11 protein-coding genes are annotated in these 11,454 nt (G+C 70.2%); 5 read left to right on the top strand and 6 right to left on the bottom strand.

The window, feature by feature from the left end:
- Positions 1 to 3 precede the first annotated feature (3 nt).
- The 3 genes from V4F39_RS08550 (at position 4) to V4F39_RS08540 (ending at position 2,584) form a co-directional block, all read left to right on the top strand.
- Positions 4 to 924: a hypothetical protein gene (locus V4F39_RS08550; protein ID WP_332288898.1), complete on the top strand. Its 921-nt coding sequence runs from the start codon at positions 4 to 6 to the stop codon at positions 922 to 924.
- A 125-nt stretch (positions 925 to 1,049) separates the two neighbouring features.
- A complete protein-coding gene (locus V4F39_RS08545; RefSeq protein WP_332288897.1) occupies positions 1,050 to 2,087 on the top strand; it encodes a polysialyltransferase family glycosyltransferase in 1,038 nt (345 codons plus the stop codon).
- Positions 2,088 to 2,218: 131 nt separating this feature from the next.
- Positions 2,219 to 2,584, top strand: coding sequence for a ComEA family DNA-binding protein (locus tag V4F39_RS08540; protein ID WP_332288896.1), 366 nt, complete (start codon positions 2,219 to 2,221; stop codon positions 2,582 to 2,584).
- A gap of 29 nt (positions 2,585 to 2,613) precedes the next feature.
- Here the strand turns inward: V4F39_RS08540 and V4F39_RS08535 are convergent, their stop codons facing one another.
- The 3 genes from V4F39_RS08535 to dnaE form a co-directional block, all read right to left on the bottom strand.
- On the bottom strand, positions 2,614 to 3,882 hold the full coding sequence (locus tag V4F39_RS08535) for a patatin-like phospholipase family protein (RefSeq protein WP_332288895.1): 1,269 nt from the start codon (positions 3,880 to 3,882) through the stop codon (positions 2,614 to 2,616).
- A 45-nt stretch (positions 3,883 to 3,927) separates the two neighbouring features.
- Positions 3,928 to 4,344: a hypothetical protein gene (locus tag V4F39_RS08530; protein ID WP_332288894.1), complete on the bottom strand. Its 417-nt coding sequence runs from the start codon at positions 4,342 to 4,344 to the stop codon at positions 3,928 to 3,930.
- 113 nt (positions 4,345 to 4,457) lie between these two features.
- Positions 4,458 to 7,967 carry a DNA polymerase III subunit alpha gene (gene dnaE, locus V4F39_RS08525; RefSeq protein WP_332288893.1) on the bottom strand — a complete coding sequence of 1,170 codons (3,510 nt, stop codon included), beginning with the start codon at positions 7,965 to 7,967 and terminating at the stop codon, positions 4,458 to 4,460.
- Positions 7,968 to 8,007: 40 nt separating this feature from the next.
- Between dnaE and V4F39_RS08520 the strand changes: the two genes are divergently transcribed.
- Complete coding sequence (locus V4F39_RS08520; RefSeq protein ID WP_332288892.1) at positions 8,008 to 8,766, top strand: sulfurtransferase; 759 nt, start codon at positions 8,008 to 8,010, stop codon at positions 8,764 to 8,766.
- Positions 8,763 to 9,755, top strand: coding sequence for an alpha/beta fold hydrolase (locus V4F39_RS08515; protein ID WP_332288891.1), 993 nt, complete (start codon positions 8,763 to 8,765; stop codon positions 9,753 to 9,755). Before V4F39_RS08520 ends, V4F39_RS08515 begins: the two co-directional genes overlap by 4 nt.
- 9 nt (positions 9,756 to 9,764) lie before the next feature.
- Here V4F39_RS08515 and V4F39_RS08510 read toward each other — a convergent pair whose 3' ends face one another.
- The 3 genes from V4F39_RS08510 to V4F39_RS08500 form a co-directional block, all read right to left on the bottom strand.
- Positions 9,765 to 9,947 carry a DUF3563 family protein gene (locus V4F39_RS08510; protein WP_332288890.1) on the bottom strand — a complete coding sequence of 61 codons (183 nt, stop codon included), beginning with the start codon at positions 9,945 to 9,947 and terminating at the stop codon, positions 9,765 to 9,767.
- A 158-nt stretch (positions 9,948 to 10,105) separates the two neighbouring features.
- Complete coding sequence (locus V4F39_RS08505; protein ID WP_332288889.1) at positions 10,106 to 10,693, bottom strand: NADPH-dependent FMN reductase; 588 nt, start codon at positions 10,691 to 10,693, stop codon at positions 10,106 to 10,108.
- Between the two features lie 20 nt (positions 10,694 to 10,713).
- Positions 10,714 to 11,436, bottom strand: a complete 723-nt coding sequence (locus V4F39_RS08500) for a pirin family protein (protein WP_332288888.1) — start codon at positions 11,434 to 11,436, stop codon at positions 10,714 to 10,716.
- Positions 11,437 to 11,454 lie beyond the last annotated feature (18 nt).

Raw genomic sequence — 11,454 nt, 5'->3', positions numbered from 1 at the left:
GGAATGAACCATTCGACGGATCCCGCGCCGCCGTCCACGGCCGCCGCCTTCTGGGGCACGTGCGGCGAAATCGCACGTGCCCGGTTCGCCCGCACCTTCAAGCGGGTGCTGCGCCCCTGCCTGATGCAGCGCCTGGCCGAACGCAACCGCAGCTCGCACGAGTCCGTGATCGCCCCCGGCGGACCCGTGGTGTCGCTGACCACCTACGGGCCGCGCCTGCAGAACGTCTTCTATGTGCTGGAGAGCATCGGTGCCGGCCGGCTCAAGCCGTCCCGGCTGGTGCTGTGGATCGACGAGGGCCTGGCGAAGGCAGGCCTGCCCGACGCACTGAAGCGGTTGATGTCGCGCGGGCTGGAGGTGCGCAGCACCCAGGATGTCGGCCCGCACACCAAGTACTTCCCGCAAGTCCTGTCGGAACCGCATCCGGTGTTGCCCCTGGTGACGGCCGACGACGACGCGCTCTATCCGGCGTACTGGTTGCAACGGCTGGCGGCCGAGGGGCGCCGCATGCCCGGGGTCATCCACTGCTTCCGCGCCCATCGCATCGCCTTCGACGTACAGGGCCGGATGAGGCCCTACCGCGAGTGGAGAGGCTGCACATCGACCCATCCGTCGCATCGGCACTTCCTGACGGGCGTCGCCGGCGTGTTGTATCCCGTGGCGGCCCAGAACGCCTTGCGCGCAGCCGGCGACGGCTTCACCGCCTGCTGCCCGCGCGCCGACGACATCTGGCTCAACCTCGTCGCGCTGCGCGCTGGGATCGCCGTGCGCCAGGTGCGGCCCCGGGGCCGGCTCTTCTACAAGCTGCCTGGAACGCAGGCCCAAGGCCTGGCGCAAGGCAACGTCTGGGGCGGCGGCAACGATGCGCAGCTGCTTGCCAGCTACCGGGTCGACGACCTGCAGAAGCTGCGGTCCGCCAGGTAAACCAGGCGGCTGGCTCCTCCGTTCTCTGCCATCAGAAGAGCCAGACGGGAGAAGCGTGTGGAACAACGCAGGCCCATGCGGGAGGCAGCACACCGGCCGTGCGCCCTCGCACGGGGAGCAGGCTGATGGCGTCGACCGTCGCCGTCTATTTCGTCGCGTCGCCGCTGCAGTACCTCGCGGCACGCCAGATCGCGCAGACGCACGAGGCCGGTGCGCGCCAGCTCCTGGTGTGGTACCAGCCGGGCGTCGGCCCGATCGTGCGCCCCGAACACTGGGATGCCACCGCCTACATGCCCTGGCCCCGGCTCTCGCCGCTGCCCGGGCGGTTCGGCCGCCATCGCCGGTTGCGGGAGAACATCCGCCTCGTCGCGTCGCTGGTGGGCCGTTGCGACACGCTGCACCTGCACAGCGCCGTCTTCGACACCGAGGCCATCAACTACTTCCTGCACGCCTTGCCGCGCGCTGCGGGCGCCCGCGAGATGCGCGCCCGCATCCTGCCTGACGGGCTGATCAGCGTCCGGCGCTATCCGCTGTCGCCGGCCAAGCGTGCGCTGCAGCGCCTGCGGTGGCTGCGTCGCCTCGCCGCACCGGAGCTCAAGTACACCGGCTTCTCCGGCGACCGCATCGGCTCGGACGCCGCCTTCTGCGACCGCATCTACGTGCTGCCCGGCATGCCGCACGAATACCCGTCCGCCAAGGTGGTGACGCTCCAGCCCCTGGCGCAGCCGAGTGCCGCGCAGCCCGCCGAGGACGCCCCGCGCGAACGCAGGGCGCTGGTGGTGGGCCAGCCGCTCGTCGGCGCCGGCCTGCTCGATGCGCAGGACCTGCCTGCCGTGTCCGCCCGCCTGCACGGATGGCTGCGCGAGCAGGGCATCGAGCGCATCCAGTACAAGGGCCATCCGAAGGATCCCAACCTCGAACTCTGCGCACCCGGCGACGAGGTGCTGTCGCTGGACGAACCGCTCGAACTCTGGCTGGCCCGGCAACGGTTCGATGCGATCGTCGGCGTGCGCTCCACCGCCCTGCTGTTCGCCCGGCAGCTGTACGGCCCGTCGACCGAGGTGATGGCGTTCGGTTGGGGCCAGGTGCGATTCAAGTCCGCGGCCGAGCGGCGCGACATGGAGCGGACCTTCAAGTCCTGCGGCGTTGTCATCGATCAGTGAACGCAACTGCGTGTCCGTCGGCACCCCCTTCAGGGTGACCCGATGGAGGGATATTTCGGCACCGCCAATGTGCTGAAAACGCTCGGGAGCCCGATGTTCGCCACGGCTCGCCAACCCTCCAGGACATCGCCATGATCAAACATCTGCTGACTCTCCTCCTCGCTTCGCTGCTCTCGCTGGCCTCCGCGGCCGCGATGGCCGCCGTCGACGCCAACAAGGCGACGCAGGCCGAACTCGAGACCATCAAGGGCATCGGCCCCTCCGTGTCGTCCCGGGTCCTGGAAGCCCGCAAGTCCAGCCCGTTCAAGGACTGGGACGACCTGATCGACCGGGTGCAGGGCATCGGCGCGGGCAAGGCGGCCAAGCTGTCGGCCGAAGGGCTGACCGTGAACGGCGCCACCTACGCCGGCGCCGCCGCCACCGACAAGGCCGACAAGCAAAAGGTCGATCGCCCTGCCAAGCCGGCCACCAGCCCCGAAACGGCCGCGAAGAAGTAGGCCTGCCGGCCTTCGCCGCCGGCAGCGCGTCAGTCGCCGCCGACGGCCTGGGGCACGGCCGGCGCTGGCAGCGTGTCCGCACGGTGTGGCAGCCCGCCGTCTCGACGCACCCAACCGAAGAAGCGCTCGACCTCCCCGCGGCGCGCCTGCGTATCCGCCTCACCCAGCGCCATCAGCTCGCGCGTATAGGGCGACTCGAACAGCAGGTAGCTGGCCAGCGCCGCGCCATGCGCCGCCGGCCCCTGCCCTCCCACACCGACCCCGCGCAGCAGCGAACGCACCGGCACCGGCAGGCTGCCCAGGTGCCGCGCGGCCAGGTCATCGAGGCGCTGGCTGGGGGCGATCAACAGCACATCGATCGGGCGCAGGCTCGCGGCCACCCGTGCTTCCGCAGGCAGGAGCGCCAAGGTGCGGTTGATGCGCTGCAGGCGCTCGACGTCGACGGCCAGCGCATCCAGGAAGATGTTGGACAGTGCATGGCCGGCGACTTGCGCCAGCGTGGGATAGGCGGTATCGACCGATCTCCTCAGCTCGGGCTCCTGCATGCGGCCGGCGCCGATCACGACGACGCGCTCGGCACCGAGGTGCACGGCAGGGGACATCGGCGCCGTCTGCCGCATCGAGCCGTCGCCGAACCATTCGGGCCAGGTGTGGCCGTGTCCGTCGCGCATCGAGAGCTGCGCGGCCGGGAAGACGAAGGGGATCGCCGATGAAGCCAGCAGGTGTTCGACGCGGATGTCGTCGCGCACGGCCAGGCGCTGAGAGCGGGTCCAGGGGGACAAGCCGTCCACCGCGTCGTAGAACGTGACGTGGTTGCCGCTGGTGTAGCTGGAGGCCGTGACCGCCACCGCACGCAGGTGGCCGCCCCGCAGCACGTCCTTCAGCCGGTCGAGGTGCAGCATGCGCTGCAGCAGTTCAGACAGCGGCGCGTTGTCCAGCAGCGAGCGGGGCCGCGCACGGCGCCACCGGGCCAGCGCCCAGCCGGCCGTCAGCATGGTCAGCCAGCGGGCCCCGGTGCGGATGACGCCGAACGCGTCGGCGCGGTAGACCTGCTCCGCATGGAAGTCCTGCCAGATGCCGGCAAGCCCCTGTACGGCCAGGTCGAAGTGGTCCGCGTAACACGCGAGGGCCGCCGCGTTGATCGCTCCCGCGGACGTGCCGGTGATGATCGGGAAGGGATTGCCGCCACGTATCCCTGCCTCGCGGCGGATGCGGGAGATCGCCTTCAGCACGCCCACCTGGTAGGCGGCCCGCGCACCGCCTCCGGTGAGCACCAGACCCGTGACCGGCTTTGTCATGCGCGCGGAGTGTAGCGGCGCCTGCGCGGCGCGCCCGCGCGGGGGTCAGTCGCGGTCGTGGCCCTTGCCGTGGCCCCTGCCGGGGCCGTGGTCGCCGCCCCGATCGCGCCGGTCGTGGCCATGGTCGCGGTCGTGGTGGCGGTCCCGGTGGCGGTCGTCATGGCGGCGGCGGTCGTGCGACACATGGTCGTGGTACCACTGGTCGCGCACGAAGTACACCGGCACGCCGCAGGCGCCATAGCGTGCGCAATGCTTGCCCCAGTTCTTCTGGTGGCCGGGCGGCACCCACATGTAGACCGGCTGCGGCCGCGGCCCGCGCGGCGGCGATCGCACGATCACCGGCTGGGCCACGATGACCTGCGGCGCGGGGAAGCGGCCGATGTCCACGCGCCCGTAGACCCCTGGCTCGCTGATGCTGACGGACACGCCGACGTCCGCGGCGTGCGCCGGCAAAAGGAGCATGGCGCCCAAGGCAAGGGCAGCGCGGGTGAGCAGTCTTTTCATGGGTCTTTCAGGGGAAGCCATCACGCCAGGACAACGCAGCAGCCGGCGATGGCGCCGACCTGCGCCGCGTATCAGGTGGTTTCAGCCGCATAGACCACGCTGGCGCCGCCCGGCACGCTGCGCGTCCAGCGCTCGAGCGCCGCATCGCTCGGGAAGAAGCGCCCCGCGTCGCCCAGGTCCACCACGCCCACCGCCTGCTCGCGCTGCAGCGCCAGCCGCACCGGCAGGCCCTCGAGGCGCTCGCCTTCCTCGGTGACGGCGCGGCGCACCGGGAACTCCTGCAGCAGCGCCGCCAGCGGCGGCAGCGCCTCGGGCCCCGCCGCGCCGAACGCCACATGCAGGTAGCGGCCGAAGCGGCAGCGTGCGGTGGGCAGGTCCCAGAGCTGCTGGACATTGAGCCGCAGGCCGCCGCTGAAGCGGTCCGGCTGCACGCGGCCCTGCACCACCAGCAGCTCATCGTCGCGCAGCAGGTCGCGGTGGGCATCGAGCGTCTTCTCGTCGGCGACGGCCTCGATGAACTCGCTCTTGTCGTCGAGCTTGAAGATCGCGACGCGCCCGCGGTTGCCATTGACGATGCGCAGGTCGCCGACGATGCCCGCCACCACCTGCGGGTCGCGGCTGTCGGCCAGGTCGGCGATGCGGCGGCGCACGAACTGGCGCACCTCCTGCTCGCTCTGGTCGAACATGTGGCCGGAGAGGTAGAAGCCGATCGCCGTCTTCTCGAGCGTCAGCCGCTCCTTGACGCTCCAGGGCTCCGCGGCCACCAGCGGCGGCTCCTGCGTGCTGGCGGCATGGCAGTCGCCGAAGTCGAACAGCCCGCCCTGGTCGGCATGGGCGGCCTGGGTGTCGGCCCATTCGAGCGCCAGGCCCACGCTGGCCAGCGCACTGGCGCGGTCGGCATGCAGCTTGTCGAAGGCGCCCGCCTTGATCAGCGCCTCGACCACGCGCTTGTTGATGCGCTGGCGGTCGACGCGCGCGCAGAAGTCGAACAGGCTGCGGAACGGCCCGCCCGCCTCACGCGCCGCGACGATGGCCTCGATCGCTCCCTGGCCCGTGCCCTTGATGGCGCCCAGGCCGTAGCGCACGACCTTGTCGCTGATCGGCATGAAGCGGTACACGCCCGTGTTGACGTCGGGCGGCTCGAACGAGAGGCCGAGGTTCCGGGCATCGTTGAGCAGCACCTTCAGCTTGTCGGTGTCGTCCGTCTCGATGCACATGTTGGCCGCGAAGAACTCGGCCGTGTAGTGCACCTTGAGCCAGGCCGTGTGGTACGCCAGCAGTGCGTACGCGGCGGCATGGCTCTTGTTGAAGCCATAACCCGCGAACTTCTCCATCAGGTCGAAGACTTCGTCGGCCGTCGCGGCGGCTATGCCCTTCTTGGCGGCACCTTCGCGGAAGATCTCGCGGTGCTTGGCCATCTCCTCGGGCTTCTTCTTGCCCATTGCCCGGCGCAGCAGATCGGCGCCGCCGAGCGAGTAGCCGCCCAGCACCTGGGCCGACTGCATCACCTGCTCCTGGTAGATCATCACTCCGTAGGTCTCGGCGAGCACGCCCTCCAGCAGCGGATGCGGATACACGACCTCCTCGCGCCCGTGCTTGCGCGCGCAGAAGCTCGGGATCAGGTCCATCGGCCCCGGCCGGTACAGCGCCACCAGCGCGATGATGTCCTCGAACACGCTGGGCCGTGCATCGCGCAGCATGCGCTGCATGCCGGGCGATTCGAACTGGAACACCGCCTCGGTCAGGCCGTCGGCGAAGAGCTTGTAGGCGCGCGCATCGTCGAGCGGGATGGTCTCGTACGCGAAGTCCTTGCGGTCCGGGTGCCGCGCGACGATGAATTCCTTTGCCGTTTCCAGGATCGTCAGCGTCGCCAGGCCCAGGAAGTCGAACTTGACCAGGCCGATGGCCTCGACGTCGTCCTTGTCGTACTGGCTCACCGCGGAGTCGCTGCCCGGCTGCTGGTACAGCGGGCAGAAGTCGGTGATCTTGCCGGGGGCGATCAGTACGCCGCCCGCGTGCATGCCGATGTTGCGCACCATGCCCTCGACGCGGGCCGCCAGGTCGAGCAGCGCGGCCACCTCTTCTTCGGCGGCCTCGCGCTGCTCCAGCTCGGGCGCTTCCTTGCGGGCGTAGATGACGCCGCCGTCGGGGTTCTCGGGCACCTTGGCCAGCGTGACCGTCTTGCCCGGCGGCGCGGGGATCAGCTTGGCGATCGAGTCGACATGGCCGTAGCCCATGCCCAGCACCCGGCCCACGTCGCGCAGCGCCGCCTTCGCGGCCATCGTCCCGAAGGTGGCGATCTGGCTCACCGCGTCGCGCCCGTACTTCTGCTTGACGTAGTCGATCACGCGGTCGCGGTTGCCCTGGCAGAAGTCGATGTCGAAGTCGGGCATCGACACGCGCTCCGGGTTCAGGAAGCGCTCGAACAGCAGGTTGTAGCGCAGCGGATCGAGGTCGGTGATCGACAGCGCGTACGCCACCAGCGAGCCCGCGCCCGAGCCCCGCCCGGGGCCCACCGGGCAGCCGTTGTGCTTGGCCCAGGTGATGAAGTCGGACACGATCAGGAAGTAGCCCGGGAAGCCCATCTTCAGGATCACGTCGATCTCGAAGTCGAGCCGCTCGACGTAGCGCGGCCGCTCCTTGGCGCGCTGCGCCTCGTCGGGGTAGAGCTGGGCGAGCCGCAGCTCCAGACCCTCGAGCGAAGCGGCGCGGAAGTGCTGCTCGATCGGGATGCCGCCCGGCGTGGGGAAGTCGGGCAGCCGCGGCTTGCCGAGCACCAGCGTCAGGTTGCAGCGCCGCGCGATGTGCACCGTGTTGGCGATCGCGCTCGGGATGTCGGCGAACAAGGCCTCCATCTCCGCCTGCGACTTGAAGTACTGCTCGCGTGTGAAGCGCTTGACCCGCCGGGGGTTGGCCAGCGTCTCGCCTTCGGCGATGCAGACACGCGCCTCGTGCGCCTCGAAGTCGTCGGGCGTGGCGAACTGCACCGGATGTGTCGCCACCACCGGCAGGCGCAGCGCCGCGGCCAGCGGCACCGCCGCACGCACGTGGGCCTCGTTGGTTGGCAGCCCCGCACGCTGCAGCTCGATGTAGAAGCGGCCCGGGAAGCAGCCGCCGAGGCGGCGCGCCACGGCCGTGGCGCGGGCTTCGTCGCCGGCCAGCAAGGCCTGCCCGACGGCGCCGCCGTCAGCGCCGGACAGCGCGATCAGGCCTGCCGGCAGTTCGGCCAGCCAGGCCCATTTGATCCAGGCCTGGGCACGTTGTGCATTGCCCGTCCACGCGCGTGACAACAACTGGTTGATGTTGAGGTAGCCCTCGGCGTCCTGGGCCAGCAGCAGCAGCCGGCTGGGCTGCTTGTCGCTGCCTTCCGGCTCCATCCACACATCGACGCCCACCAGCGGTTTCACGCCCGCCTTGCGGCAAGCGGAATAGAACTTCACCGCGCCGAACAGATTGGACAGATCGGTGATCGCGAGCGCCACCTGGCCATCCTTGCGCGCGCCCTTGGCGGCCTCGTCGATGCGCAGCGTGCCGTCGACGACGGAGTACTCAGTGTGGGTGCGAAGATGGACAAAGGACATCGCGGGATTGTAGGCAGCCACCCTGCCTAGAATCCCCGCCGTGCAGACTTCCGCCCCCTCCATCCTCAACGTCTCGGCCTACAAGTTCGTCACCCTGGACGACCTGCCGGCGCTGCGCGACCGCCTCTTCGACGCGGCCGCGGCGCGGGGCCTCAAGGGCACGGTGCTGCTGGCCGAGGAAGGCATCAACCTCTTCGTCGCGGGCGGCCCGGAGGGCCTGCGCGAATGGCTCGCGCTGCTGCGCACCGACGCGCGCTTCGCCGACCTCGCGCACAAGGAAAGCTTCAGCGACAAGCTGCCGTTCCGCAGGCTGCTGGTGAAGGTCAAGCGCGAGATCATCCGGATGAACCAGCCCGCAATCCGACCGGAGGAACGCCGTGCGCCGGCAGTGGCGGCCGCGACGCTCGCACGCTGGCTCGGCCAGGGCCACGACGACGACGGGCGCCCCGTGGTGATGCTCGACACGCGCAATGCGTTCGAGGTCAAGGCCGGCGCGTTCGAACACGCGGTCGACTGGCAGCTGCGGCGCTTCAGCGACTTTCCGCGGGCGCTGGCGCGCAACGCCGCGGCGCTGGCGGGCAAGACGGTCGTGAGCTACTGCACCGGCGGCATCCGGTGCGAAAAGGCTGCCCTGGCGATGCAGGACGCCGGCGTGGAGCACGTCTACCAGCTCGAAGGCGGCATCCTGAAGTACTTCGAGGAAACGCAGGGCGCGCCGCACTGGCGGGGCGGCTGCTTCGTCTTCGACGAACGCGAGCTGCTCGACGCCACGCTGGCCCCCGCGCCCGCCGGCTCGTGAGGCGCACCGCCGGCGCTGCCGAACGCTCGGCGGCCAGCGGCCGGCTGCTGAGGATCGCCGGCCTGCTGCTGATGCTGACCGCGCTGGCGGTGTCGTTGTCCCGCGCGCCCGACCGCCCGGTGCAGTCGCTGGTGGCGCGCTGGGCTCCGCCGCCGTCGGACTTCATCGAGCTCGACGGGCAGGTCGTGCACCTGCGCGACGAAGGCCCGGTGCACGACGCGGTGCCGCTCGTGCTGCTGCACGGCCTCGGCAGCAGCCTGCATACCTGGGAAGCATGGGCTGCCGCGCTGCGACGCGATCGGCGCGTCGTCAGCCTCGATCTGCCGGGCTCGGGCCTCACCGGCCCCCGCGGCGACGGCGACTACCGCCTCGAGACGACCGCGCAGTTCGTGCTGGCCGCGCTGGACGCGCTGAAGCTGCAGCGGGTGCAGCTGGCAGGCAACGGCCGGGGCGGCGACGTCGCGGCGCACATCGCGGCGATCGCACCGCAGCGCGTGGACAAGCTGGTGCTGCTGGACCCGACGGGGCTGCCGTGGCGGGCCGTGCCGGAGCCTGCACTCTTCACCGCCGCCAGGCTGCCGGTGCTGCACTGGCTGCTCGAATCACTGCTGCCGCGCGACGCCGTCGCCGCGATGCTGTCGACGCAGTACGCAGACCCCGCAAAGGTCACGGCAGAACAGGTCGACCGCAGCTTCGAACTGCTGCTGCGCGAGGGCAATCGCCGCGCGCTGCACCATCAGTTGCTGCAACTGGGATATGAAAGCGGGCAGCCCGGATCCGACCTCACGGCACTGCTGCGGCGCGTGGACAGGCCAGTGCTGCTGATGTGGGGCACAACTGACGGCGGACTACCACCCGCCGAGGCCAACCGCTGGGCCGCCATGCCGCCGAACGTGACGCTCATGCGGCTGCCGGCACTCGGCCGCCTTCCGCAGCAAGAGAACCCTGTCGCCTCGCTGGCACCCGTGCGCGCCTTCCTGGCGCGCTGAAGAAGCCGGTCAGGCCGTGCCGTGCGACACCAGCGAACCCCATTGCGGGTTCAGCCGGCGGTCGTCCAGCTCGCGCATGCGGCGTTCCAGGTCGTAGATGTCGACCGACTCGGCCAAGTAGGCCTCCTCGCGTGCGGCGGCGCCCTGGTCCGGGCGGAACAGATGGTTCACCAACTGAAAAAACGTGTTCATAGCGATCTCTTTCGACTCAGCAAGAAGGTCAATCTAGGTGTTAACCCTTGATGTAAGTGTAAACCCTAGGGTTTACCCCTGCTGTGAAAGGTGTGCCTTGACGGCAGGGCTGTTCACGAGATCACGCTTCCAGCAGGCGCCCGTGTGGCGCCGATGCATCAGGGGGCGCGCAGTGCCGGGGCCGCCTGCAGCAAAGCCTGCATCACCCGCTCCAGCGTCTGCGCCTGTCGGGGATCCTTCAGCCCGCCGCGCTCGTCGAAGGCCGCGGCCGCTTGCCCCAGCGCAAGCTGCTGGGGCACCACCCACATTCCGAAAGCCATCTGCAGGTACTGGCGCACGTAGTTCAGGCTGCGCAAGCCGCCGAGGGCGCCCGGTGAACTGCTCAGCACCGCCGCCACCTTGCCCGCCGTGGCTGCCAAGCCCTGCGGGCCGCCGGCATCGGCGGGCACCCGCGACAGCCAGTCGAACGCGTTGACGAACAGCGGCGTCGGAAATCCGTTGTACTCCGGGGTCACGAGCAGCAAGGCGTCGTGGCCGGCCACGGCATCGCGCAGCCGGACGGCCGGTGCGGGCACGCCGTGCGCCGCCTCGAGGTCGCCGTCGTAGATCGGGAGCGCCAGCGCCCGCAGATCGAGCGTCGTGGTCTGCGCCCCTTGCGCGGCCAGCACCGCCGCCCCTGCCGCCGCCAGACGGCCGCTGAGCGCACCCTGGCGGGCACTCCCCGCCATCACCAGAACCTTCAGCATGTCTTCTCCTCTCGAGGCTGTCAGGCAGCCAGTTCGAACACCAGGACCTCGGCCCCCTGCCCGGCGCCGAACACGAGCCTGCACTCGTCTTGCACACACGCCGCGTCGCCGCCGCGCAGCGGCAGGCCGTTGACCTCCAGCTTGCCACGCGCCAGGTGCACATAGGCCGGGCGGCGCGGATCCAGCGCCAGTTCGGCGTGCTCGTCGCCGTCGAACAGCCCCGCATGGAAGCGCGCCTCGGCGTTCAAGCAGACGGCGCCGCCCTCGCCGCCCGGCGCCCCCAACAGCAAAAGTCGCCCCCGCCTTGCCGCCGCATCGACATGCTTCTGTGCACACCCCGGCGGCAGGCCGCGCTCCGCGGGCAGCAGCCAGATCTGAAGGACGTGCGCCGTGGCCTCACGGGAGAGATTGAACTCGCTGTGCCGCACGCCGGTGCCAGCCGTCAGGCGTTGCACGTCGCCGGGGCGGATCAGGTCCGGACAGCCCACACGGCCCGCACCACCTCCCGCGTCGTTGCGATGCACCAGGGTCCCGTCGAGCACATAGGTGATGATTTCCATGTCCCGGTGGCCATGGGTGCCGAGGCCCGTGCCGGGCCCGATGCGGACCTCGTTGAGCACACGCAGGTTGCCCCAGCCGACCTGCGCCGGATCGTGGTAGTCGGCAAAGGAAAAGCTGTGGTGGCTCTTCAACCAGCCGTGGTCGACGTAACCGCGGTCGTCACTCGTGCGCAGGGTGATCATGGGTGCTCCAGAACGGAT

This window comes from Aquincola agrisoli (assembly GCF_036621135.1).
In the GTDB taxonomy this organism is placed as follows: Bacteria; Pseudomonadota; Gammaproteobacteria; order Burkholderiales; family Burkholderiaceae_C; genus Aquincola; species Aquincola agrisoli.
This window is presented reverse-complemented; position numbering and strand designations above follow the sequence as displayed.